The sequence below is a fragment of the Enterococcus sp. DIV1368f genome (assembly GCF_051712245.1).
GTDB classification, from domain to species: domain Bacteria; phylum Bacillota; class Bacilli; order Lactobacillales; family Enterococcaceae; genus Enterococcus; species Enterococcus faecalis.
Genome location: NZ_JBIOON010000001.1, coordinates 376,423 through 399,707, shown reverse-complemented (window position 1 = coordinate 399,707; position 23,285 = coordinate 376,423). Strand labels below are relative to the sequence as shown.

Below are 23,285 nucleotides of genomic sequence, written 5' to 3'. Positions count from 1 at the left end.
TAAAATAAAAGAGCGCTTTATCAAGGAACAATTGTTATTTTTGAGAAAGTGTTTGCAGAAATTCTTGATAATGTTTCTGTTCATTCGTTTCAGTAATAGTTATTTTCTCAAATGCACCATTTAGTAAATCAGTCAGTGATCCTTCAATCAAATGCGTAATCGTGGCATTCCCAATTAATTCCATCCAATAACTGCCATCTGACGTTTCGTGGACGACTGTTTTCACCATACCTCCAGCATTTTTGACGGTTATTTCTTCATAAAAAACACCATCTTTCAATAACGTATAAAGTAAACTGCTTGCACACATGGCTGTTCCACAAGCACTTGTAAAACCTACACCACGTTCATACGTTCGAACAAATAGTTGATTTTTGCCAAGAATTTCAACAAAACTCACATTTATCCCTTCTGGAAAATATGGATTTTCATTATTTACATAGGTAGCGATTCGTTCAAATTCTGGACCATTTAAGGTTTCGTGATCCACAAATGCTACAAGGTGCGGATTAGGCACTGCTACCGCTGTAAAGCGAATGGTTTTAGATAAGGCTGGTACGATTTCATCAATTAATGTTTGGACCCCTAAATGCATTGGGATAGTGACTGCTTCAAAACTTACTGGTGAAATTTCCACTTGGTAAGTCGCTACTTCTTCAGCTAAATTGGGGGCTTGACGTACTTTCAAATCTGCAAACATTGTTTCAACTGTAAATGATTTTTCTTGGTTTTTTTCAGATAAATAACGGGCAACCGTACGCAAGCCGTTCCCGCACATGCTTGCTTCACTACCATCGCTGTTAATCACTCGCATTCTAGCATTGGACGTGCCGTGAGTCCCTTCTCCTACCAAAAGTAACCCATCTGCTCCCGCCAATAATCCTGTTTCCCGCGAACATAACTGGATGCGCAATTGCTCAATTTCCTCAGCGGTTAAAGAACGCTCAAACTGTGTTTCATCCAATAAAAAGAAATCATTTTCTGACCCGTGTACTTTTTGCATCATAACATTCATTTTTTTAGCTCCTTCTTTATGTATCCGTTATCTTTCCCTACTTACTTTAGTATGCCATAAACGAACAACTATTTCGACCCTGGATTTGTAAAAGGAAAGAGTCAAATGACAGCCGTCATTTGACTCTTTCCTTCACAATTGGCAAACTTATTTTGCTGCTGCAAAAAGTTCGTTTACTTTATCCCAGTTAACAACGTTCCAGAATGCTTCAATGTAATCTGGACGAACGTTTTTATATTTTAAGTAGTACGCATGTTCCCAAACGTCAAGACCTAAAACAGGTGTTTGGCCATCCATTAATGGTGAATCTTGGTTTGGTGTTGAAGTGATTTCTAATTTACCGTTATTCACAACTAACCAAGCCCAACCTGAACCAAAGCGGCCAGTTGCAGCTGTTTTGAAAGCAGCTTTCATTTCATCAAAGCTACCAAATGTTTCATCGATTGCTTCTTTAATAGCGCCAGTTGGTTGTCCACCAGCATTTGGTGCCATAATTTCCCAGAAGAATGTATGGTTTGCGTGACCGCCACCATTGTTACGAACGGCAGTACGGATATCTTCAGGAATAGCATTCATATCTGAAATTAGGTCTTCTACAGATTTTTCGCCTAATTCTGGATGTTTTTCAATCGCTGCGTTTAAGTTAGTCACATAAGTGTTGTGGTGTTTATCATGGTGTAAGTGCATTGTTTCCACGTCAATGTAAGGTTCTAATGCATCATAAGCATATGGTAATTCTGGTAATGTGTAAGTCATTTTTTAAATCCCCCTATTTTTTAGTATGTAACATACGTCTTTCATACAACTATTATGATAACAGAGTGAACCGCTTTCTACAAAATAGTTTGCTTGCCAAAAGAAAAGTTTTACAAAAGAGGGAGATTACCTTGTGTTTCCCTCATAAATTCGCTAGAATGACCTGTAGAAGAATGATGTGAGGAGTAAATAAATGAATACATTGCAATTATTTAAGCAGGCCTTTTTTTCAGTTTCAGAATTACGGCATGCGAAAAAAATGGCGTTTTGGAAAGTAATTCTCTATGCTGTTTTTTTAAGTGCTATTTTAGCACTACCTATTACCAAACAAGTCTTTTCTGTGCTACAAGAGGTGCAACAAGATGGCCAAAAAATTGCAGAAAAGTTGCCTGACTTTTCTATTGAAAATGGCACGTTGCAAACAAAGGCCAAAGAATCTGGCTTTATTTATCAAACCGACTCGATTATTTTTACGTTTGATCCAGATGGAAAGCGTACAGCCGCTGATGTCCAAAAGGATTTAATTGGTAATGCGTTTGGTTTGGCTTTTTTACAAGATGAATTTGTAGTCGCCTTACCAAATTCAGGCGCAACTGAATCAATTCTAGGCACTGACCAATTTATCTTCCCCTATAGTAAAGGAACCTTAGATGGCGTTAACGCTCAGAGTATCAAGACTGCGCTAAGTGAGGCAGCGATCCCCTGGTGGACAAAACTCATTGTCTTTTTAGTGGCTATTTACCCTGTTCTAATCGGTTTAGTTTTAGACTTACTGATTGCCGCTATCGGTGCATCTCTCTATTCAAAATTACGTTTTTATTCTTTACGTTTGATTGATTGTTTAAAAATTATTACGTATTGTGCTACCGTGCCAGTTATCTTAAGTGCTATTTTAAACTTCGTAAATCCGATGTTTAACGATGGCATCCTAGTTATTTTACTAAGTCTGTTCTTTTTCTTTGTCACAACCAAAAACGAACCACGGAATATCCCTGGTTCTTAAAAAAAGAGCCTGGGACAAAAATCACTTTGGATTTTTGTTCCAGGCTCAAAACCTGATAAACGGCGGGAACAGAACCAACTCCTTCGGAAATAAGCCGAAATTCTCCAAAAATTAAAAAGCAATTTTCGGAAATTCCTTCTTATTTCTCGGAGCTAAACGGTTCCGTCCCGACCTCTTTCTATTCTTCAAATTCTTCTTCATCTGTTAATTCAGGTAAGTCAATCGTGGTCACCGCAGATTGGCCAATTTGCGTTAAATATGCAGCTAATTCATCCACATTTTCCACAGGTGACACGGCTGCTTCAATTGCCATTGCTAAATTAAGTCCGGCGACTACTCGCAATTGCGGATAAGTGCCCATGGCCATCATAGCCACATTACAAGGTGTTCCTCCTTTTAAATCAGCTAATACAAGCGTCGGGACATTGCCAGCTTCTTTTAAGATTGCTGCCAGTTTTGCTTGCGTGCCGCTCAAGCCATCTTCTGCGGTCATTGACACAATCGCAGCATCTGCTAATTCCCCGACAATCATTTGAGTAGAAGCTAAGGTTTCTTCTGCCATCCGTCCATGGCTCATTAAAATTAATTTTGGTTTCATCATATCCTCCTAAAAATACTGCTGATAAATTTTTGTTCGTGCTTTCAGAAAACCACGTTCTTCACGAGTGGGATGAATCCGATTCGTCAACAAAATTAGGGCTTCTTTGGTCTCTTTTTTCATACCAATCGCCGTTCCAGTAAAGCCAGTATGATACAAATAGTCTGCCCCAGCTTGCGTCTTTTTCACTTCCCAACCAAATGTACGTCCCCCTTGATTCATAGACCAGAGAGCAGTGAACATTTTTTCAGAAAATAATGGTTTGCCAGACGGGTAGCGATTGTTCATAAAACACTGAACAAAAGTGAGTAAATCTGGTAAAGTTGCAAATAAACCTGCACTGCCAATTGGCGCTTTCAGTTGATAGGCTTTCGAATCGTGGACTACCCCCTGAATAACGCCGCGTTGTTTTGTAATTTCTGTGGGCACTGCCTGGGCAAAATCGCTGACCGTAAAACTTGTATGCTGTAGGTTCATTGGTTGAAATACGTATGTTTGAAAGCTCTCTTCTAATGAGCAGCGATCCAATACTTGAATAATTTCTCCCAATAAGTAATACCCTAAATCAGAATAAGTGGTTTTCCCTCGTTCAGATAACGAATGCGTTAAAATGATTTCTTGCAAGCTTTTTTTTGTGACATTTTTCTTATCGACAACATCAGCTGGCAGTCCGCTCTGATGCAGTAGAAGCTCCCCAATCGAACAAGATAGTCCTTGATAATCAGGCAGGATTTCCCCCACAGTGGTTGAAAAAGCAAGCTGATTTGTATCGATTAATTGTAACATTCGATTTGTTGTCCCAATAACTTTCGTTAAGGACGCTAAATCATACAGGCTAGCTGATGAAATCTTTTGTCTTGCAAATGGACCAGTATTACCTAAAAAGCCCGTATACTGTTCTGATAAGCTATCTTCTGTGATTGTCCCCCAAGCGACACCCGGAACGACTTGCTGATTAATCAGTCTCTGAATTGTTTCTTGAATTGCGATTTGATTCATTGTTCACCACTTCTATGCTAAAACTTCTGAAATCCGTCCGTCATGTTCTGCTAATAGTTGTTTGGCTTTTTGAAAATCAACGTGAGCTTTCGCCATTACAATGGCTGGTGCCACTTCTAGCTGCGCTGCCTCCAAGTATTCTTTGGCTTGCGATTCCTCGATTTCTGCTGCTTCTTTAATGATATTCGTGGCACGTTGCATTAATTTTTCGTTCGTTGGTTGTACGTTGACCATCAAATTTTGATAGATATTCCCTACTTTAACCATAATCCCTGTTGAAAACATATTTAACACCATTTTCTGTGCTGAACCCGCTTTCATTCTAGTTGACCCTGTAATGACTTCCGGTCCTACAATTGGCGCAATCCCAATTTCCGCCAATTGATTCATCGGACTTTGATTATTACAGGTAACTGAAATGGTTAGAGCGCCCACTTTTTTTCCGTATTCAATTGCGGAAACAGCATATGGTGTCCGACCACTAGCAGCAATCGCAATTACGACATCTCGGGCGGTCAATTGATGTTGCGTTAAATCTTCGATAGCTAATTCTTTCGAGTCTTCAGCGCCTTCAATTGCTTGATACATTGCTTTTTCACCACCAGCTAAAATACCAAATGCGCGTTCTGGCGACACACTATATGTGGGCGTTAATTCAATCGCATCCAAAGCACCTAAACGTCCAGACGTTCCTGCACCACAATAGATTAAACGGCCCCCTTTTTTAAATCGTTCTGCCGCTGCATCAATTGCTGCAGCAATCTGCGGAAGCACCTTTTCAATTGCTTGTGCTACCTTTTGGTCTTCTTGATTTATTAAAGTCACCATCTCTAATGTTGACACTTGGTCAATCTTTTTAGTCGCTTCATTTCTGGCTTCTGTCGTTAATCCTTCTAAGTTCATTTTCTTGCACACCCCTACTTCTCTTTTAGACGGCTGACAAGTTGACTCGTTTCAATCATATTGCGTTCAATTTCTGTGTCTAAATCATCTTGAATTGAACCTAAATACAGAACATCGCCAATTGCCATTGACGAAGCAATCGATGAAATGGCCCCAACTCGAATAAGGTGCTCATTATTTGGTACTAAAAGAACTTCATCGCTCAATGATCGCACGTTTTCTCCATCGTTACTGGTAATAAAAATAACCGTTGCGCCTCTATTTTTGGCAATTTCACAGGCAATTAAGGCTTCTTTTGTCAAACCACTATAGGAGACCGTGATCAAAATGTCTTGTGCCGTTGCATAATTTAAAAACTCCAACATCATGTGACTATCATAATTAAAAATTGCTTGGCGACCAGCGCGGTTAAACTTGTGATAAAGATTATAAGTCGTTAAAGAAGAGGCACCAATTCCAACCAAATGAATTTTTTCCGCTTTTTTAACATGCGCGATTGCTCGTTCCAAGGCTTGTTTATCCACTGTATAAAATAAATCCTCAATCGTAGCATTTAATAAAGATTCTACTTTCATACAAATAGTATCCACCGAATCATCCGCCGCTACAATTGGATCAATATCTTTTTTACCGTTACTGGCAGCTTGTACCGCTGCAATGGATAGTTTTAACTCTTCCCAGCTGTCAAACCCTAATTGTTTAGAAAAACGGGTAACTGATGCTGGAGAAGTTTCGCTATTGCTAGCAATTTCGTTTGCTGTTAATGAGAGAAGACGGGTCGGATCCTTCAGTATATAGTCTGCGATTCTCTTATTTACTTTGGAAAAGTCCTTATATTTTTGTCTGATTGAACGGATTGGCTCCATCTTCTCATCTCCATTTCTATTTTATGAAAGTTAAAATTGCTTCGTTTGGTTCAGAAGGGATCATCTGTGCGGTAATAGTCACCCCATTATCTGTTAAACGACGAACGGTTTGAATATCTTCATCGGTTAATGCAACAGATTTTTTAATTGCACGACTGCCTTCTTTTTGAGAAATATTGCCGACATTGAAGCTCTGTAATGGGACACCGCCATCAATTAAAGCCGCCATGTCTGCAATGTCTTTCGTAATTAAAAAGACTTTTTCTTCATCATAATTGCCTGCTAAAATTTTTTCAATCGCTTTACGTTTTGATAAAATGGATAATTTAACTCCTGCAGGCTTAGCCATTTTTAAGGCACCAATTTGTAATTGATCTTTGACAGCGGCATCATTTACTACCATGATTCTTTGTGCGCCAACCGTATTCGTCCAAACGGTTGCAACTTGTCCGTGAATTAAACGCTCATCTACTCTTGCATGTACAATTGTCATAATAAATCTCTCCTATTATATACTATTTTTTTAAAATAAACCGCCAACCCAAGCCAACATTGGTTGTAAATTGCCTAAAACCATGCCAATTAAAATTAAAACAAAGATTAGCCGTGTTGAATTCATTTTCTTTTTCCCTAGTAACCAATAGGATAAAAGAACAATCCCTAAAGGAATTAATGCGGGTAAAATTTTATCCAACATTTCTTGAACAGATAATGTTACATCTCCCATTTTATAAGTTAAATCTAATTTGTAAGTAATTACCGAAGGAATCAAACCGCCGACCACCGTTAACCCTAAAATAGCTGCACCTTGCGTAAACAATTTCATTTTATCCGCAAATTCTGTCGCAATTTTTTTCCCTTGATGGTAACCAATCCAAGTGAATTTATAGCGAACCCATAGGACCACTGCTCCGGCAATTAACGGGATCATTAACCCAACAACCTGGCCCCCTTGCGCCATGTAAGCTGCAATCGAAAAAACAATCGCACGATAAATCGCGATAAAAATGGTATCACCAACACCAGCAAACGGACCCATTAGACCTGTTTTCAAACCAGTAATGGCCGTTTCATCTTCAATGCCAACTTCTTCTTCCAAAGCCATATCAGCTCCGACAATTAAATGCGACATGGCTGGCGTTGTATTCATAAAGCCAAGATGTGTCTTCAAGGCTTTCTTCATAGCTACTGGATCTTCACTGTATAGTCGCTTTAATGCAGGCATCATCACCCAAGCGTAACCAAGTCCTTGCATTTTTTCATAGTTCCAGCCCCACTGATAGCCAAAAAGATTACGGACGTAAACTTTATTAATATCCTTTTTTGTTAATTTGTTAGTCATCAATCTCAACCTCCTCATCATCTTCGTAAATAACCGTGCCACTTGTTGTAGCTGCGCCGCCTTTGTTATGATTCATCACATAAATCGCTGCTAAAGCCAAGCCAACCAGTGCGACACCTAAAACTGAGAAGAATTGGGCCCCATAAGCAAGTAACACGAACCCAATAATAAAATAGGGCCAGTATGTTTTAATTGGTAAGTAACGCATTAAAATAGCAATCCCCATCGCTGGTAAAATAGCGCCTGCTGCTTTTAGCCCATTCATCACCCAAATAGGAATCCAATTATTGATAGCGTTTACAACTTGTTCACCAAAAGCTAGGCCAATAAAAACTGGGATGACACGAGAAATCGTCCAAGGAAAAATTCCTAAAACATTGCAACGCTCGACCCCTTTATAATTGCCTTCTTCCGCATAGCGATCTGCTTTGTGTTGGAAAAACGTATTAGCCATTCTGCCTAAAATATCTAGTTGTGTCAATAATAACCCAATCGGAACCGCAACTCCGATACCATACTCTGCCCCTTTCCCTGAAATGATTGCATAAGCCGTTCCCATAATGGCCCCTGAAAGAAAGTCTGGGACTGTTGCTCCTCCATAAGTCGCTACGCCTAATGTCATCAATTGAAGCGTTGCCCCAATCATCAAACCTGTTTGAACATCTCCTAAGACTAGGCCAGTAAACGTTGCAGCAAACAATGGTGTATATGGACCAATCTGAATAGAAATTTGGTCAAGTACACCAACAACTGTGTAAAGACATAAAATCAAAATAATACCAATCGATACTGTCATGCTTTCTCATCCTCCTTGAATGCGTTTTCTTTTTTGTATTTGTAGAATACCATTAAAGAAATATCATTTCAAGTTCTTTTTAAAAATATTTTTAAATGAAATTGCATTTCTTATATAATTTTTGTGCTATACTAAAAGAAAACGGTTTAGGAGTGATTATGTGCGGGTTTTGCTGATTTATTTCATAACTATTTTTCTATCCAATACAGTTGGGGCGCTCTCTGGGATGGGTGGAGGCGTCATTATTAAGCCTGTTTTGGATTTTCTTGGGTTCCATTCGTTAAATAGTATTGCGTTCTATTCAAGTGTCGCTGTTTTTGTCATGTCCATTTCTTCGACTTATAAACAGTATCAAAATGGTGTCCAAATTGAATGGAAAAAAGCCGCGAGTATTTCGTTTGGTTCCTTAGTCGGCGGTATGTTGGGTGATTTACTTCTTAATCAGGCGATTGCACTAGCGCCAAATGAAGAAAAAGTACAACTAATCCAATATATCATCATGTTGCTGACCTTGGTTTTGGTTCTTCTCTACAATCAATTTTCCAACTGGCACTTACACCTCAACGGATTGAGCATTTTTCTGATTGTCGGATTAGGCTTAGGGATTCTATCAACCTTTTTAGGCATCGGTGGCGGTCCCATTAATGTAGCTTGCCTTATTCTCTTTTTTGGAATGGATATCAAATCAGCAACTGTCTATTCCATCATTACTATTTTTTTCTCCCAACTCGCCAAACTTGGCAATATCGGCTTGACCACAGGGTTTGCGGTTTTTGATTTGACAATGCTTTGGGCTATTATTCCTGCCGCTTTATTCGGTGGTTATGTTGGCGGTCTTTTCAGTAAAAAATTATCTCAACAACGGGTCGCCCAAATTTATAGTTTAGTTGTTTTTTTAGTTATTTTGTTAAATATGTATAATTTGTGGACTGTTATCTAAAAAAGAAGCGCTTTGTCGTATAGACAAAGCGCTTCTTTTTTAATTAAATCACTGTTAATTTAACGTCTATATTATTTCTTGTTGCTTTAGAATATGGGCAAATTTCGTGGGCTTTTTTAACAAGTTCTTCTGCTTTAGCTTGATCTACCCCATCAATATGAACTTCTAATTCAGCACCAACGCTAAACCCATCTTCTCCTTGGAATAAGGATACACGTGCGGTTACTGTACTTTTACCTTCGACTTTTTCTTGATCCATCACTAATTCTAACGCACCGTTAAAGCAAGCACTGTAAGCCGCTGCGAATAATTGTTCTGGATTTGTTGTATTTTCTTTCTTGACACCTGGCGAAGCAACCGCATAAGAAAATGATTTATCCGGTGAGTGAACTTCTCCTGCACGTCCGCCCGTATTAATGATAGTTGTTTCATAGATTTTTTTCATGTAAATTCCTCTCCTTTGTAAAGTTTTACACTTCTGAGAACTTTTTACTTACATAATTATTGTAGGAAACTTTGCCAGATACAGCAAACGTTGTGCTTGTGAATAATAAAAAATAACATTTAACGTTGTATTTTTGACGTAGAAAAAGAATCCATTCTATGATAGGATAAAGTGAACTTGTACATTTGTACACAAACTATTTTACAAAGGAGACTTTCCCTTGACACACTTACTTGATTATCAACCATTAAACCTCTATACAAACTATCAAGAAGCCGCAGAAAAAACACCAACTGTTCCAATTATTTTTGATGAATCTTTGCCTGCTTTTCCTGCACTTGGCTTAGAAACAACTTATGGTGAAAGCCATCAAGAAATTTTGAAACGGGCATATCAATTAGCCGCTTTAGGTGTAAAAAAAGGCGACAAAATTATTATTTATAAAAGTCCTAAATTCGACACGTATTTACTAGCTGTTGCAGCCTCATATCTAGCAGCCGTTCCTGTAATGGTTTCATATCATTTACCTTTTGAAACAATTGAAGTATTCGTTGATCGTTTAGAAGATCCTTATATTTTATTTGATGATGTGACTGCTGAAAAAGTTCAAGCTGTTCGTAACAGCTCTGCCAATAAAAAACTTTCGGTTGCTTCTCTTTTAGAAGCTGATGCCACGGAAGTTCCTCAAGACGAACTGACTAAAGACGAAATTGCCTACATGACCCACACCTCTGGAACAACAGGTATTCCTAAACTTATCTGTCATTCCAATCACTCTATGGGTTGGCGTACAAAATGGCAAAAAACCATTTTTACAAAAATTGCTGAAAAGAAATTAGTTGGCTTTCATATTTCGCCAGTTCATTCTCGTTTTAACATTGGCGTGTCTTCTTTAATGGCCATGGGCTTCCCTATGATGCCTTTAGCAAATGCTTCGAGCGAAAAAGTCGCTGAAATGTTCAGCACCTATCAACCAATCGCTGTAGAAACACACCCCAATAACTTCGTTCAATGGGTTCGTTTGGCCAAAGAAAAACCTGAAGCTTTCGCTAGTGTCCATTATTATCATTCTACTTTTGATGCAATTAACAACGCTACAATGGTGGCTTTCTTAAAAGCATCTGCTGCCAATGAACCAATTTTCCTACAAGTTTATGGACAAAGTGAATGCGGGCCAATGATCTTACGAGCGCATACTTTAGACTCCTTAAAAGATTCAGATGCTCGTGACATGGGTGTTGGTTTAGAGGATTTAACACAAGCTCGAATTACCGATGAAAAAGGACAAGTTTTACCTGCGATGACGGATGGCCATATCCAATTCTTATCAAAAGGACGGGCCTTAACGTATTACAAAGAAGATGCCCGCTTTGCAGAAAATGTCTACGGCGAATGGTGGGACAGCGGCGATTACGGAATGTTAGATGAACGCGGCCACTTATTCTTGAAAGATCGCCAAGTAGATCTAATTGAAAACATCGACAGTAATTTAGCTATTGAAGATCATTTATTGGATGCATTGGATTTCTTAGAAGAAGTGATTATTGTCCGTGGCAAAGAAAATGAACCTCAGCCAATTTTAGCGGTTGTCCCTGGGGAAGAAATGGATTGGGATGCTTGGTGGACACAAGTAGCCGATTTACCACATTTAAACGAACCTATCATTATGGTTTTTGATGAAATCCCTCACACAGCTACTATGAAAGTGCAACGTTTACAACTAGAAAAATGGTTGAAAGAACAATAAAATAAAATTCTTTGTTAAACAGTGTTGGTCAAAAGAACGTTTAGACCAGCATTGGAGCAAGTGGAACAGAAAGCTAAAAAGTTAACTCGTTGTAGGTTATCTTAAGCTTTAAAAAGAGGGGCAGCCGTCGTTTTGACGGCTGCTCCTCTTTCTTTTGTCTACCGTTAATTAAATCCTTTTTGTGAAGAACTTGACATGGGATGGTTCCCACAAATTATACTTAGCTTATTCAAAGAATGGAGTGAGCAAGTATGAAAATTTTAATTAAACAAGATTTCGACACGATGAGCGAATGGGCAAAAATGTTACTTCTAAGCACGATGAGCCAAGATAAACGAGTGAATTTATCAATTACCGCTGGCAAAACGCCAACACTTGTTTATCAAAAATTAGCCTCGATTGTGAAAAATTCATCTGACTTTGATAATGTTCATTATTATAACTTTGATGAAATCCCAGTTCCTCATCAAAAGGAAGGCATTACTCTGACAGATTTGCGGACGCTGTATTTGACACCTGCAGAAATATCCGAGCAAAACATCCATCCATTAACTGTTGAAAACTTTCAACAACAAGAACAACGGATTGCTGACGCAGGCGGCTTAGATTTGATGTTAATTGGCTTAGGAGCAGATGGTCATTTTTGTGGGAACATGCCCACTACCACTCATTTTAAAAATGAAACCTATCAAGTGACCGTCACTGGTTCAGAGCCTTGGTTTGTTCCTGAAATGATGCAGCCAGGCATGACCTTTGTTACGATGGGGCCAGCCAGCATCATGAAAGTTAAGCATCTTGTCCTAATTGTAAATGGTGAACAAAAAGCTCAGATGGTCAAACAAGTGCTCCAAGGACCTGTCACAGAAACGTATCCTGCCTCTATTCTTCAACTCCATCCAAATTTAACGGTTCTCTTGGATGAAGCCGCAGCGAGTCAATTAGAAAAATAAAAAATTGCGCCTAGATTATGCTTCTCTGCATAGTCATAGGCGCAATTTTGTTATCATTACATGATTTTTTGATACTGACTGTATTTTAGCAAATTCGTCTGGGAAAGTGTAACACCAATACCATGTCCCTGAGGCACGGTCATTGTCCCTTGCTCTAAAATAAAAGGTTCCGTGATGATATCTTCATAAAAATAGCGTTCCGTTGCTGAAATATCACCTGGAAAGGAAAAGGTAGGCTGTGACGCAAATTGCAAATTCAATGCGCGACCAACACCAGACTCAAACATACCACCTAACCAAACCAATAAATCATTTTCTTGGCAAAATGTGGCAATCTTCAACGCCTCGTGAATCCCACCTACACGAGGAATCTTCAAATTGATACTACGGCAACTGCCTAACGCTAAAGCCACTTGGCAGTCTTTGAGGCTGCGAATATTTTCATCCAAACAAATTCTTGTCTTCAGTTCTCTTTGTAATTGTGCGTGATCTAAAAAATCATCTGCAGCAAAAGGCTGTTCAATCATCGCTAATTGATAGTGATCTAAACGTTGCAATTGAGACAAATCAGCCAATGTATACGCTGAATTGGCATCGACCATTAAAGGCAAGTTAGGAAAATGCTGACGAATCAAAGCAACGGGTTCCACATCATAACCGGGACGAATTTTCAGCTTCACTCGTTGATACCCTTTTTCTACAGCTAACTGAACTTGTTTAAGCAATCGAGGTAACTCTTCTTGAATCCCTAAACTAATCCCTACAGGAATTTTCCTCCGCGTTGGTCCAAAAAATTCAGTTAAACTCTTCTGTTGCCGTTTGGCATATAAATCCCAGATGGCAGTTTCTAACGCAGCTTTTCCCATCCAATGCCCTTTAACTTCTTCAAAAATTGTTGAAACCTCTTGCGGCTGTTCAATCGCTTCTGTTAAAAGTAACGGAATTAAATGCTGTTGGATGATGAAGCGTTCGGTTACCAACGTTTCTTGCACATAATCAGGTTGCTCAAAAGCCACTAATTCGCCAAACCCTTGATTTCCTTGCTCATCTGTTATTACAAATAGATCAAACGCTTTTTCTTCCAGGCGACCATAGCTCGTGACAAACGGCGTTTTTAAAGGCAAACGAACCTGATAGGTTTCAATTGATTGAATGTTCATTCAGATAGCTCCTTCCAATAACGCTGTCACCTTTTCATAGAAAATCGTTGGTTGTTCCAAATGGATACAATGTCCTGCTTCAGGAAAAATTGTCAGCCTCAACAACGGTTGACGTGCCTGCATTTTTTTCGCAATCCCAATAAATTTTTGATCTTCGCCGCCTACCAATAAATCGGTAGGAATCGGCTGCAATTCTACTAGACGTTCCCAGTAACTCTCTTGCGCTCCTGTCCCCATATACCACAAACTACTAGCCAATCCAAAGGCCGATTGGCTCAAACGTTCCTGACGAATGGCCATTTGCTGTGCCACAGACAAGGCTTTTTGCGTTTGAAATAACGGTAATTCTTGCCAGAAATCAATAAAATCCACAAGCGGTTCCTCTAAGAGACGTTCCGCCAAACGATGATCTTGACAGATACGAGCCTGACGTTCTGCGGCGGTAGCCAAACCTGGTGATCCACTTTCCAATAAAAGATGCTGTACCTTTTGTGGATAATGTAATGCAAAACCTAAAGCTGTTCGAGCGCCCATTGAATAGCCTAATAAACAAAAGCAAGGCAAATTTAGCGATTCGGTTAGTTCAGCAAGATCATGGCAAACCTGTTTCATGGTATAACGCTCTGGTGCTACCAAACTAGCAGTCGCGCCATGCCCAGGTAAGTCAATGCCTAAAACGTTATAAGGTGTTTGACTGGGAAAAACGGCTGCAAACGTGGCTAACGTTCCTGTGAAACCGTGTAAACAGACTAGAGTCGTTCGCTTTGCATCAAAAGGTGTTAACCATTGATAATGGTACTGCATCCCCCGAATTAACCGTTCCATGAAATCCCCTGTCTTTCTACTCGTCTACCAATTTCAGCTAAAATTGATTCGTACAAATGAACATTCTCTTGGCGATTTCCTTTGACTTCGATCACTTGAAATTGTGGTTCTTCAGCCGCTGTTTGTAAAATTTGCTTGAGCTCCGCGATTGTTTTGACTTCTTGGTACGAAGCACCGTAAAGTTCAGCAACTAACGAAAAATCTAAATCAAGCGGTGTTCCAAATAAAGGCTCGAAATCGTCCTCACGTAAAGTTCGTTGAGATAGAAAAGAGAAAATCCCGCCACCATTGTTATTTAATAAAACAATTGTTAACGGCAACTGATAACGTTTAGCCAAAAATAAACCATTCATATCATGATATAGCGCTAAATCACCAATCAGTAGAACGTTTTGCTGTGTCGGTGCTACGGCACTCATTCCTAAAGCAGTTGAAACAATCCCATCAATCCCGTTGATGCCGCGATTTCCAAACATCCGATAAGGGCGACTATCCATAAATCGATCTAAGTAGCGGATAGCCATACTATTAGATACAAATAACTGACCGTTCTCTTTCATTGTTTGGTGAACAGCTAAGCTGGCTGTTGTTTCATTTAATTCTGTCGCGTTCAGCGTTTCTAGAAGAACTTCAGAGACCGTTTTTTCCAGCAGGAGCCATTGTGCTAACCAAGTCGCTTCTGTTGGTTTGACAACCGTTAGCAGTTGTTCTACAAACGTGGTTTCCTTTGCCTGAATAACTGTTTGTGATTTTTTCAATTGCTCTTGCCATTGCCCATTTTCGTCCACAAAATAAAAAGCAGTCTCTGTCGTTGCTAAGCGTTTCAACCATAACATGATGTTTTTAGAAATTGGCAGCGAACCAAAGCGCACTACCACTTCTGGTTCTTGTGGCAAGGTCGCCACATTTAGAAACAGATCACTATGTGCAATAACAACTTCACTATTTTGCCCATGTGTCACAATGTTTGCTAAAGGATCCGCTAGTAACGGCCATTGCAAAGCTTCGGCTAATTGAATAAATAACGCCGCTTCCTCCTCTGTATGACTGCCACCGACAACCAAGACGCCGTTTTTCTGGTACCATTGATCCGCTAACTGTTGCACTTGTTCTGTAGAAAGGATTGATTGACCAGCGAATAAAGCCGTTTGTTGAGAACTCTTTGTTTTTCTCTCTAAGTCAGGTAATAATGGTTCCCGCAAAGGAAAATTCAAATGAACAGGTGCTGCAGGCGTTTGTTGCGCGAATGCTGCTCCTTTAGCGCCTTGCCAATAGGCGTAATTCAACATCTCTTCTGTTACTTCTGGCAAAGCCATTTCAACAAATAATTTCACATGATTTTGATACATTTGTAATTGGTCCATGGCTTGAGGGGCGCCAACTTGGCGTAACTCATGCGGCCGATCCGTTGTTAAAACAACTAAGGGTACATGGCTAATATTGGCTTCGCAAATTGCTGGATAATAGTTTGCAGCTGCTGTTCCAGAGGTACAAAGTAAGACCACTGGTTTTTGACTCGCTTTACTTAATCCTAAAGCAAAAAAAGCAGCGGAACGTTCATCGACATCGACAAAAGTTTGGATTGCGGTTTCCCGATGAAGTAATAAAGCCAGTGGTGTGGAACGGGACCCTGGACTAATGACTGCTTGTTCAACCCCACTATTTTTTAAGCCTTCAATAAAGGCCGTTAAATAATCGGTCATTGTTTCTTGATGATTCATTAAACCTGCCCTCCAATTCCTCGTAACATCGGTTGAAATTTTATTTTCGTTTCTTCTCTTTCTAGCTCTGCTTGGGAATCCGCAACAATACCACAACCTGCATAAAGAACGCCTTGCTGACCAGCAAAGACACCTGAACGCAAGGCCACAGCGAACTCGCCACTATCATCATTCCCTGAAATCCAACCGATTGGCGCACCATATAACCCACGACTCCCTGGCTCATATTGTCGAATCCATTCGACTGCCAACTCTTTGGGCTCACCGCCTAAAGCTGGCGTTGGGTGTAACTGCATCACACTTTCCAAGAACGAAATTCCCGGCTTACGTTGACCCGAGATTGGCACATAAAGATGTTGTACATCTCGATTTTCCAAAATAATGGGTGCTTGAATACTGTTTTCAGAAGTCGTCATCTTCGCCAACTCTTTCGCTAAACGTTCCACCACAATTTGGTGTTCTCCGGTATTTTTGCGGTCTTGTAAAAGTTGTGCTCCTAAAGCTTTCGTTTCTTCTGGTGTTTGACCCGTTTTAATGGTTCCTGCAATACAAGCGGTCGCAAACGTTTCTTTAGTACCCAACAGAAGTCGTTCTGGTGTTGCACCAATGAAACTTGTGTCTTTGGCTTCTAAAGCAAACAAATACGTATTTTGTTGTTGTGCCATTAAATTAACGAGCACTTGGTTACTTCGAATTTTTTCAGGACTGCTCACAGCAAGTTGTCGAGCCAAAACCACTTTTTTTAAAGGGCCATCTTCTCTTAAGACTGCTACTGTTTCGTTGACAGCTTGTAGCCATTCAGTCACGGCAACTTCTTCCTTGTCAATCTTTGTTTCCACTACAGCTGGCAACTCCTCACAGGTAGCTAACAAGCGATCAAACTGAGCCACCAAAGTCGACCAACGTTCCTCGACTTCTTGTTCACTAGAACCTGAAAAGTTCAGCGTTCCATAAATACGTGAACCTGAAAAAGTAAATAGAATACTTGGTAGATAAAACCAACCTTCCCCTAACTCTCCCCAGGCCTCAGTAGGCGTTTGTTCTGTATCAAAAGGCAAACCGCCAAACAGAAGAGCCCCCGTACCAGAAATAGACATATTTTGAAAACGAGTTGCCGCCTCTTTTTTTAAAAAGTTGTTCAATTGATGCGTTTCTGTTTCTGCGCCTTTTAAGATAGTTTCATATCCGAAGCCAACCAAAGCAAAATCTTTTTTCGGCGTTTGCCAAAAAAAACGTTCTCCTTGGTATGCCTTTTCACCAGCGGCAAAAATTGCCAAGGCTGTTTGTTCTGTTTCTAATGGAAAAACCCAACTGAACTGACGGGCATTCTTCTGATAGGCTTGTCGTAATTCATCAGGCAATTTCATCTGATTAAAAACGCCTCTCTTTCTTCTGTCATGAAACGATGTTTGGCAATCTTTCCACTTGCTGTTTGCGGGAAAGAATGACAAAAATAAATGCGTTTCGGTCGTTTATATTTTGCCAGTTTTCGTGAACACTGGTCTTGAATTTGCGCTAAGGTGATTTCTTGGTCACTAATCACATATGCAACTGGGACGGCTCCCCATTGCGTATCTGGTTCTCCTACAACTGCCGCTGCTTTAATTCCTGTTATCGCCTGTAACACCTGTTCAACCTCAGTGGGGTAAATATTTTCACCACCAGAGATAATGAGTTCACTTAAACGACTAACCAAATACAGGTAACCTTGTGCATCTAAATAGCCCATGTCGCCTGTTTTAAACCAACCATCTGCTGTCCATTTTTCAGGTTGACGATGGTTAAGGTAACCTGAAACAACGTTTGGTCCCTTAAGTAAAATTTCCCCGACTTGCTTTTCTGGCTGTTCTTGTCCTAGTTCATCAACAATTTTGATCTGCATGTCTTTTAACGGTTGCCCAGCAGAGCCGATTTTCAGTGCCGCATCTTCAAATTTCAAGGCAACAACTTGCGAACACGTTTCCGTCATCCCATAAGATTGAATAACTGGAATCCCTTTTTCCTCACACTGCGCTAATTTATCCGGTGCAATCGGTCCGCCGCCCAATAGCATTCCTTTAAAGCTGGCGCTGTAGCCAGCTTCAGGATAGACAAACAATAATTGTTGCAACATTGTCGCAACCACTGAAATGACGGTTCCACGGCCTTCTTGTAAATCTTGTGTCACTTGCTGTTCATCAAATTTATCGTAAAGGCGAATACTACAACCTAAGACGAGTTGTCGAACAACAATCGACAATCCGCTAATGTGAAATAATGGGACTGCACACAACCAACAATCTTCAGCAGTAATCCCCATATTTTCTTGGGTGCCTCTAGCACTGGCCAAATGATTTTTAAACCGTTGCAAGACCCCTTTAGGCTGTCCTGTAGTTCCAGATGTATACATAATAGAAGCCACCGACTCTAAGTCACTTGGCTGTTGAAACTCCTGATGTGAAAGACTATGCTGTTTTTTAATCATTGGCTGAACGTCGACAAAAGAAATTTCTTCTAACAAAGCCTGCGTTTCAGGCGCACCAATAATCGTTTTAACTTGCGCATCTTTTAACTGAAAAGTCAGTTCAGCAAGTGTCAAATGCGTATTTAAAAATAATAACTCTTTCCCCAATTCCCATAAGGCTAGAATTGAAAAATACAACTCTTTGCTGTTCTTACTGAATAAAGCCACACGTTTTTCTTCTGGTGCAAGCACCTGTTGATATGTGGCTACCCAATGGCTGACTTCTTGTTGCACTTCTAAAAACGTCCAAGATTCATCCTGAAAATAAAAAGCAGGATGATCGGGACGTTTTTGTACTTGTTTATTTAACCAAGTCATTGGTTTATGGGAATTTAGGGAATTGATCGAAATCTGGTGTCCGTTTTTCTTTAAATGCATCTCGGCCTTCTTGTGCTTCAGCCATTGTATAGTAAAGAAGTGTCGCATCACCAGCTAATTGTTGCACACCAGCCAAGCCATCTGTATCGGCATTTAAAGAGGCTTTAATCATCCGTAAAGCAATCGGGCTTTTGGTTAACATTTCTTCTGCCCACTCCATTGTCACATCTTCTACTTGATCCAATGGAACAACGGTATTAATCCAGCCCATATCTAAAGCTTCTTGGGCAGAATATTGTTTACACATAAACCAAACTTCTTTCGCTTTTTTATGGCCGATAACACGCGCTAAGTAACCTGAGCCGTATCCACCATCAAAGCTACCGACATTTGGTCCTGTTTGCCCAAACTTAGCATTTTCAGCCGCAATTGTTAAATCACAAACTAATTGTAAAACATTGCCACCGCCAATGGACCAGCCTTTCACCATTGCGATGACTGGTTTGGGAATGACACGGATTAACCGTTGTAAATCTAACACATTTAAACGTGGAATGTTGTCTTCGCCAACGTAACCACCATTACCTCGAACTTTTTGATCGCCACCAGAACAGAATGCTTGGTCACCTGCGCCTGTTAAAATAATAACCCCGACATCTTCTTTATCACGACTAATGTTAAATGCATCAATCATTTCCATGACTGTTTTCGGTGTGAATGCGTTGTGAACATGCGGGCGGTTGATAGTAATTTTTGCTACTTTGCCTGCTTGCTCAAATAAAATTTCATCATATTCTTTAATTGTTGTCCAGTTTCTCATTAGGAAACCTCCTTCATTAATCTCATCTTTTCTATTATACACAAGAATCGGCACTTTAGAGAAAAAGTCGCTTGAATTTTAAGAAAAAACATGGCTATTTCAAATTTTCTTCATTCCTGTATAATAAATAAAAAACCTTTTATTCTCTCTTTTATTAGAAAGGACTGATTACTATTCATCTTTTAGAGTATTTAGGCATCACGATTCAACACGTTTCTGCTGAGAAATGTCAGCTTACTTTAGCGGTAAAAGACGTGCATAAACAACCCTATGGCCTTGTCCACGGGGGCTTAAACGGCGTCTTAATTGAAACTGCCTGTAGTTTAGGTGCGAACGAAAACGTTCCTGAAAACACTTTTGCTGTCGGCATAGACTTACAAGTAAATCATCTTCGTAGTGTCCATGATGGTAGCCTTACCGTGATTGCGACGCCCGATCACTCGGGAAAGACCCTTCAAGTTTGGGAAGCAAAAATTTATAACGCAGACCACCAATTGACGAGCGTGGGGCGTTGTACCTTAACAAATCGACAAAAAAAACAGTAATCTTTACAGGTTACTGTTTTTTTGTTTATGGTTTTTAATAAGTAATTAGATTACTTCGTTTATTTAATTTTAGTACCAACCATTTGCTAACCAGAATGATTTAGCTGCATCCCATGAACCATAGCGACCTGCTACGTACTGATCTGCCACGCGTTCTTGGTTGGCAGGTGAATAGTCACCATTTAAATAAGAGGCAGATAATTGGTAACGACCGATATACTGACCGTTTGTTGCATCGTAAGAACCACTAGATTCACGTTGTGCAATCCACTCTTTTGCATCACTGCTTGCGGCAGGTGCTGCTGGTTGCGCTACTTCTTGAGCAACAGGTTGTTGTACTTCTTGTTGTACTGGTTGTGCAACAGGTTGTTCAACTACTTGTTGAACTGGTGCAACTTCTACAGCTGGTGCTGGAGTATTAGCAACTTCTTTTTCTGAACGAATAACTAATTGTTCTCCTTCAAAAATTAAATCAAGGTTTGGCAATTTGTTATCAGAAGCAATTTTTTGAATTAAGCTATTGTCTCCTGCAAATTGATGAGAAATTGTTGATAAAGTATCTCCTGCTTTAACTGTATATAAGCTTTCTGCGTTTGCGTCTGTTCCTAAGAATAATCCTAAACCTGCGGCCAAAGTTGTTCCAAGTAAAATCGTTTTGATTGATTTCATGTATGTTTCTCCTTTGTAATTAAAAATATTTGATTGTTGCTCTTAGCACTCGGCAACAACCACGTCTGCTTCGCTTTATCGAAACGACTTCACATACTTTATCATCGAATGGCCGGCCGTAGGTGAATATCTCGTGACAATTTATTACTAGAATGTCGGTTTTGTTACATTTTGTAATAAAAAGCTGCTGGAAGCTTGATATTATCCTGTTTATATTTTGCGAAAAAAAGTTAAAAAAACAGGATTTTATTTTTGAGAAACCGTTTTCTAACCCTTGATTAGCCCTTAAATGTCGGTTTTTTTACATTCGTTTCAGTCAAAAAGTAACAAAATGTTAAAGATACTAGACATGAGAATGTTTTTTTCAAAAACTCAGGCCTAAAAAGAACGGGTGTTTTCTTTGAATTTTTTTATCATTCACTATTTTTATTTTTCCTTCTATTATATAGATAAATTTTTTGTCGTATTCATTTTTCAATTCTGAAAAAAAACTAAGCACTTCCTATTGAAACAAAAAGAGTTAAACAAAAAAATCTTATATTTTGCTTGTTATTTATTCATTTTAATCTTATTCAAAAAAGGAACAGCTAAAGCAACTATGAAAACAAAGTATTGAAAATAAAGCAGAATAAATATTCATTTTTATCATAATTCACGAATAAAAAACAAACAATCGCTCGAACGCTTGTTATTTAAAAACATAATCAGTTTTTTCTCTTTCTATTTTCCAATCTATGAGTAATAAAATATATGAATCTACATTTAAGTCATTTTATTATCAAATATTCTGAATATTATAAGAATTGGAGTTTTATCTATGAGTGACAAAGAACAACTTGAGAAATTAGACAAATCCTTTCTGGGACAACCGAAAGGACTAGCAACACTGTTCTTCACAGAAATGTGGGAACGTTTCAGTTACTACGGCATGCGTGCTATTCTAATGTATTACATTTACGATACCGTAGCCAATGGCGGTTTAGGTCTCCCCAAAGCAACTGCCTTAGCCATCATGTCCATTTATGGATCAATGGTTTTCATGTCCAGTATCATTGGCGGTTGGGTCTCTGACCGTGTCTTAGGTTCAAGGAAAACTGTTTTTATTGGTGGTTTGCTAATCATTGCTGGACATATTGTTCTCGCTACCCCATTTGGTGTCCCCGCCTTATTCGTTTCTATTATGTTGATTGTATTTGGGACTGGGATGTTAAAACCAAACGTTTCAGGGATGGTTGGCCATCTTTATTCAAAAACTGACTTACGTAGAGATGCAGGCTTCTCCATTTTTTACATGGGGATTAATATCGGAGCCTTAATCGCTCCCCTTGTTGTCGGAACTTTAGGACAAGAATATAATTATCATTTAGGCTTTTCCGTTGCCGCAGTAGGGATGTTCTTCGGGCTACTACAATATTATTTCCAAGGACGTAAATCTCTTGCTGGGATTGGTCAAGCCCCAACTAATCCAATGTCTAAAGAAGAGCAAAAGAAATTTGCTAAAGCATTTATGTTGGCAATTGTCGTTGCTTTACTTATTTTTGGTGGCGCCTATGTCACAGGACATTTAACAATTGATTTCTTTATTAATACCATCAGCGTGTTAGGAATCCTGTTACCAGTTTATTATTTCAGCAAAATGTTAACGTCTAAAGATGTCACTGCTGAAGAAAAACCAAAAGTTCTGGCTTACTTGCCATTATTCTTAGCAGCAATTGTTTTCTGGTCATTGGAAGAACAAGGTTCGTCTATTCTTGCTCTATTTGCAAATGAACGGACACAAACAAGTTTGTTTGGCTTCCCAATTGCCGCTAGCTGGTTCCAATCATTAAATCCTGTATTCGTAGTTATTTTGACCCCTATTTTTGTTACATTATGGACAAAACTAGGTAAACGTCAACCATCAACAGTTGTGAAGTTTTCACTAGGGCTAGTCTTTGCTGGTCTTTCCTTCGTCTTATTAATGTTGCCAGGTCTACTTTATGGTACCGAAGGACGAGTGAGTCCACTTTGGTTATTCTTTAGTTTCTTCATTATGATTGTCGGAGAAATGTGTTTATCTCCCGTTGGCTTATCGATTACTACAAAATTAGCACCGAAAGCTTTCGAAGCTCAAACCGTTGCTATTTGGTTATTAGCAGATGCCGCTTCACAAGCCATTAACGCTCAAATTGCTCGTTTCTATACACCTGGAACAGAGTCAGCATATTTTGGGATTGTCGGACTTGTAGCTGTCGTTGCTGGGATTCTCTTATTCATTGTGAAAAAACCAATCCAAAACTTAATGGGTGACGTCCGTTAAACCGTCAAAAAGTTGCCTTTCTCTTTTTTGAAAGGCAACTTTTTTATACAGCGTTTTGATAACGT

General features: G+C 39.4%; 23 protein-coding genes. 6 read left to right on the top strand and 17 right to left on the bottom strand.

The window, feature by feature from the left end; genetic code table 11:
* Nucleotides 1-34: 34 nt before the first annotated feature.
* Nucleotides 35-1,015: a diaminopimelate epimerase gene (dapF, locus tag IGL07_RS02090; RefSeq protein ID WP_010777383.1), complete on the bottom strand. Its 981-nt coding sequence runs from the start codon at nt 1,013-1,015 to the stop codon at nt 35-37.
* Nucleotides 1,016-1,162: 147 nt separating this feature from the next.
* Nucleotides 1,163-1,771: a superoxide dismutase gene (locus IGL07_RS02085; protein ID WP_002361201.1), complete on the bottom strand. Its 609-nt coding sequence runs from the start codon at nt 1,769-1,771 to the stop codon at nt 1,163-1,165.
* A gap of 193 nt (nt 1,772-1,964) precedes the next feature.
* Here IGL07_RS02085 and IGL07_RS02080 point away from each other — a divergent pair, with 193 nt between their 5' ends.
* Nucleotides 1,965-2,774 (top strand): DUF1189 domain-containing protein, encoded by an 810-nt coding sequence (locus IGL07_RS02080; protein WP_002355344.1) that lies wholly within the window; start codon nt 1,965-1,967, stop codon nt 2,772-2,774.
* A 178-nt stretch (nt 2,775-2,952) separates the two neighbouring features.
* Here the strand turns inward: IGL07_RS02080 and IGL07_RS02075 are convergent, their stop codons facing one another.
* The 7 genes from IGL07_RS02075 to IGL07_RS02045 are packed head-to-tail and all read right to left on the bottom strand — an operon-like array spanning nt 2,953 to nt 8,278.
* Nucleotides 2,953-3,372, bottom strand: a complete 420-nt coding sequence (locus IGL07_RS02075; RefSeq protein WP_002363016.1) for a PTS sugar transporter subunit IIA — start codon at nt 3,370-3,372, stop codon at nt 2,953-2,955.
* Nucleotides 3,373-3,381: 9 nt separating this feature from the next.
* Nucleotides 3,382-4,371, bottom strand: coding sequence for a serine hydrolase domain-containing protein (locus IGL07_RS02070; RefSeq protein WP_010817024.1), 990 nt, complete (start codon nt 4,369-4,371; stop codon nt 3,382-3,384).
* A 12-nt stretch (nt 4,372-4,383) separates the two neighbouring features.
* A complete protein-coding gene (murQ, locus tag IGL07_RS02065) occupies nt 4,384-5,274 on the bottom strand; it encodes an N-acetylmuramic acid 6-phosphate etherase (RefSeq protein ID WP_002361198.1) in 891 nt (296 codons plus the stop codon).
* Nucleotides 5,275-5,288: 14 nt separating this feature from the next.
* Nucleotides 5,289-6,140, bottom strand: coding sequence for a MurR/RpiR family transcriptional regulator (locus IGL07_RS02060; RefSeq protein WP_002355339.1), 852 nt, complete (start codon nt 6,138-6,140; stop codon nt 5,289-5,291).
* A gap of 16 nt (nt 6,141-6,156) precedes the next feature.
* Nucleotides 6,157-6,633 carry a PTS system mannose/fructose/N-acetylgalactosamine-transporter subunit IIB gene (locus IGL07_RS02055; protein ID WP_002355337.1) on the bottom strand — a complete coding sequence of 159 codons (477 nt, stop codon included), beginning with the start codon at nt 6,631-6,633 and terminating at the stop codon, nt 6,157-6,159.
* A 30-nt stretch (nt 6,634-6,663) separates the two neighbouring features.
* The gene (locus IGL07_RS02050; RefSeq protein ID WP_010777381.1) at nt 6,664-7,482 is read right to left on the bottom strand and encodes a PTS system mannose/fructose/sorbose family transporter subunit IID; all 819 of its coding nucleotides are present in this window, start codon (nt 7,480-7,482) and stop codon (nt 6,664-6,666) included.
* Nucleotides 7,475-8,278 carry a PTS mannose/fructose/sorbose/N-acetylgalactosamine transporter subunit IIC gene (locus tag IGL07_RS02045; protein WP_002358431.1) on the bottom strand — a complete coding sequence of 268 codons (804 nt, stop codon included), beginning with the start codon at nt 8,276-8,278 and terminating at the stop codon, nt 7,475-7,477. Before IGL07_RS02045 ends, IGL07_RS02050 begins: the two co-directional genes overlap by 8 nt.
* A 169-nt stretch (nt 8,279-8,447) precedes the next feature.
* Between IGL07_RS02045 and IGL07_RS02040 the strand changes: the two genes are divergently transcribed.
* Nucleotides 8,448-9,218, top strand: a complete 771-nt coding sequence (locus tag IGL07_RS02040; RefSeq protein WP_225581367.1) for a sulfite exporter TauE/SafE family protein — start codon at nt 8,448-8,450, stop codon at nt 9,216-9,218.
* A gap of 43 nt (nt 9,219-9,261) precedes the next feature.
* On the opposite strand, the gene IGL07_RS02035 is transcribed toward IGL07_RS02040, so the two are convergent.
* Nucleotides 9,262-9,663, bottom strand: coding sequence for an organic hydroperoxide resistance protein (locus IGL07_RS02035; RefSeq protein ID WP_002355332.1), 402 nt, complete (start codon nt 9,661-9,663; stop codon nt 9,262-9,264).
* Nucleotides 9,664-9,883: 220 nt separating this feature from the next.
* On the opposite strand from IGL07_RS02035, the gene IGL07_RS02030 reads away from it, so the two are divergent.
* Both IGL07_RS02030 and IGL07_RS02025 read left to right on the top strand, forming a co-directional pair.
* The gene (locus tag IGL07_RS02030) at nt 9,884-11,410 is read left to right on the top strand and encodes a class I adenylate-forming enzyme family protein (RefSeq protein WP_010817023.1); all 1,527 of its coding nucleotides are present in this window, start codon (nt 9,884-9,886) and stop codon (nt 11,408-11,410) included.
* A 251-nt stretch (nt 11,411-11,661) separates the two neighbouring features.
* Nucleotides 11,662-12,360, top strand: a complete 699-nt coding sequence (locus tag IGL07_RS02025) for a glucosamine-6-phosphate deaminase (protein WP_002375854.1) — start codon at nt 11,662-11,664, stop codon at nt 12,358-12,360.
* Nucleotides 12,361-12,416: 56 nt separating this feature from the next.
* On the opposite strand, the gene menC is transcribed toward IGL07_RS02025, so the two are convergent.
* From menC to menB, 6 genes are read right to left on the bottom strand one after another with little or no spacing between them, the layout of a single operon-like run.
* Nucleotides 12,417-13,520 (bottom strand): o-succinylbenzoate synthase, encoded by a 1,104-nt coding sequence (gene menC, locus IGL07_RS02020; protein ID WP_010817022.1) that lies wholly within the window; start codon nt 13,518-13,520, stop codon nt 12,417-12,419.
* A complete protein-coding gene (gene menH, locus IGL07_RS02015; RefSeq protein ID WP_010817021.1) occupies nt 13,521-14,345 on the bottom strand; it encodes a 2-succinyl-6-hydroxy-2,4-cyclohexadiene-1-carboxylate synthase in 825 nt (274 codons plus the stop codon).
* Nucleotides 14,333-16,066, bottom strand: a complete 1,734-nt coding sequence (menD, locus tag IGL07_RS02010) for a 2-succinyl-5-enolpyruvyl-6-hydroxy-3-cyclohexene-1-carboxylic-acid synthase (RefSeq protein WP_010711978.1) — start codon at nt 16,064-16,066, stop codon at nt 14,333-14,335. Before menD ends, menH begins: the two co-directional genes overlap by 13 nt.
* On the bottom strand, nt 16,066-17,433 hold the full coding sequence (locus IGL07_RS02005) for an isochorismate synthase (RefSeq protein ID WP_075575531.1): 1,368 nt from the start codon (nt 17,431-17,433) through the stop codon (nt 16,066-16,068). The genes menD and IGL07_RS02005 overlap by 1 nt, the downstream gene beginning before the upstream one ends.
* Nucleotides 17,430-18,887 carry an o-succinylbenzoate--CoA ligase gene (locus IGL07_RS02000; protein WP_025189473.1) on the bottom strand — a complete coding sequence of 486 codons (1,458 nt, stop codon included), beginning with the start codon at nt 18,885-18,887 and terminating at the stop codon, nt 17,430-17,432. The genes IGL07_RS02005 and IGL07_RS02000 overlap by 4 nt, the downstream gene beginning before the upstream one ends.
* A 4-nt stretch (nt 18,888-18,891) precedes the next feature.
* The gene (gene menB, locus IGL07_RS01995; protein ID WP_002391106.1) at nt 18,892-19,761 is read right to left on the bottom strand and encodes a 1,4-dihydroxy-2-naphthoyl-CoA synthase; all 870 of its coding nucleotides are present in this window, start codon (nt 19,759-19,761) and stop codon (nt 18,892-18,894) included.
* A gap of 110 nt (nt 19,762-19,871) precedes the next feature.
* Between menB and IGL07_RS01990 the strand changes: the two genes are divergently transcribed.
* Complete coding sequence (locus IGL07_RS01990) at nt 19,872-20,252, top strand: PaaI family thioesterase (RefSeq protein ID WP_002361187.1); 381 nt, start codon at nt 19,872-19,874, stop codon at nt 20,250-20,252.
* A 69-nt stretch (nt 20,253-20,321) separates the two neighbouring features.
* On the opposite strand, the gene IGL07_RS01985 is transcribed toward IGL07_RS01990, so the two are convergent.
* On the bottom strand, nt 20,322-20,921 hold the full coding sequence (locus tag IGL07_RS01985; RefSeq protein ID WP_002355317.1) for a LysM peptidoglycan-binding domain-containing protein: 600 nt from the start codon (nt 20,919-20,921) through the stop codon (nt 20,322-20,324).
* Nucleotides 20,922-21,738: 817 nt separating this feature from the next.
* On the opposite strand from IGL07_RS01985, the gene IGL07_RS01980 reads away from it, so the two are divergent.
* The gene (locus IGL07_RS01980) at nt 21,739-23,220 is read left to right on the top strand and encodes a peptide MFS transporter (RefSeq protein ID WP_002355315.1); all 1,482 of its coding nucleotides are present in this window, start codon (nt 21,739-21,741) and stop codon (nt 23,218-23,220) included.
* The last annotated feature ends 65 nt before the right edge of the window (nt 23,221-23,285 follow it).

What these genes read in the sequence shown, in the direction of transcription:
- IGL07_RS02070 (WP_010817024.1), bottom strand. Translation starts at nt 4,371, where the DNA reads ATGAATCAAATCGCAATTCAAGAAACAATTCAGAGACTGATTAATCAG.
- IGL07_RS02050 (WP_010777381.1), bottom strand. Translation starts at nt 7,482, where the DNA reads ATGACTAACAAATTAACAAAAAAGGATATTAATAAAGTTTACGTCCGT.
- murQ (WP_002361198.1), bottom strand. Translation starts at nt 5,274, where the DNA reads ATGAACTTAGAAGGATTAACGACAGAAGCCAGAAATGAAGCGACTAAA.
- IGL07_RS02080 (WP_002355344.1), top strand. Translation starts at nt 1,965, where the DNA reads ATGAATACATTGCAATTATTTAAGCAGGCCTTTTTTTCAGTTTCAGAA.
- IGL07_RS02085 (WP_002361201.1), bottom strand. Translation starts at nt 1,771, where the DNA reads ATGACTTACACATTACCAGAATTACCATATGCTTATGATGCATTAGAA.
- IGL07_RS02025 (WP_002375854.1), top strand. Translation starts at nt 11,662, where the DNA reads ATGAAAATTTTAATTAAACAAGATTTCGACACGATGAGCGAATGGGCA.
- menC (WP_010817022.1), bottom strand. Translation starts at nt 13,520, where the DNA reads ATGAACATTCAATCAATTGAAACCTATCAGGTTCGTTTGCCTTTAAAA.
- IGL07_RS02035 (WP_002355332.1), bottom strand. Translation starts at nt 9,663, where the DNA reads ATGAAAAAAATCTATGAAACAACTATCATTAATACGGGCGGACGTGCA.
- IGL07_RS02060 (WP_002355339.1), bottom strand. Translation starts at nt 6,140, where the DNA reads ATGGAGCCAATCCGTTCAATCAGACAAAAATATAAGGACTTTTCCAAA.
- menD (WP_010711978.1), bottom strand. Translation starts at nt 16,066, where the DNA reads ATGAATCATCAAGAAACAATGACCGATTATTTAACGGCCTTTATTGAA.
- IGL07_RS02000 (WP_025189473.1), bottom strand. Translation starts at nt 18,887, where the DNA reads ATGACTTGGTTAAATAAACAAGTACAAAAACGTCCCGATCATCCTGCT.
- IGL07_RS02055 (WP_002355337.1), bottom strand. Translation starts at nt 6,633, where the DNA reads ATGACAATTGTACATGCAAGAGTAGATGAGCGTTTAATTCACGGACAA.
- IGL07_RS01985 (WP_002355317.1), bottom strand. Translation starts at nt 20,921, where the DNA reads ATGAAATCAATCAAAACGATTTTACTTGGAACAACTTTGGCCGCAGGT.
- dapF (WP_010777383.1), bottom strand. Translation starts at nt 1,015, where the DNA reads ATGAATGTTATGATGCAAAAAGTACACGGGTCAGAAAATGATTTCTTT.
- IGL07_RS02005 (WP_075575531.1), bottom strand. Translation starts at nt 17,433, where the DNA reads ATGAAATTGCCTGATGAATTACGACAAGCCTATCAGAAGAATGCCCGT.
- IGL07_RS02075 (WP_002363016.1), bottom strand. Translation starts at nt 3,372, where the DNA reads ATGAAACCAAAATTAATTTTAATGAGCCATGGACGGATGGCAGAAGAA.
- IGL07_RS01980 (WP_002355315.1), top strand. Translation starts at nt 21,739, where the DNA reads ATGAGTGACAAAGAACAACTTGAGAAATTAGACAAATCCTTTCTGGGA.
- menH (WP_010817021.1), bottom strand. Translation starts at nt 14,345, where the DNA reads ATGGAACGGTTAATTCGGGGGATGCAGTACCATTATCAATGGTTAACA.
- IGL07_RS02045 (WP_002358431.1), bottom strand. Translation starts at nt 8,278, where the DNA reads ATGACAGTATCGATTGGTATTATTTTGATTTTATGTCTTTACACAGTT.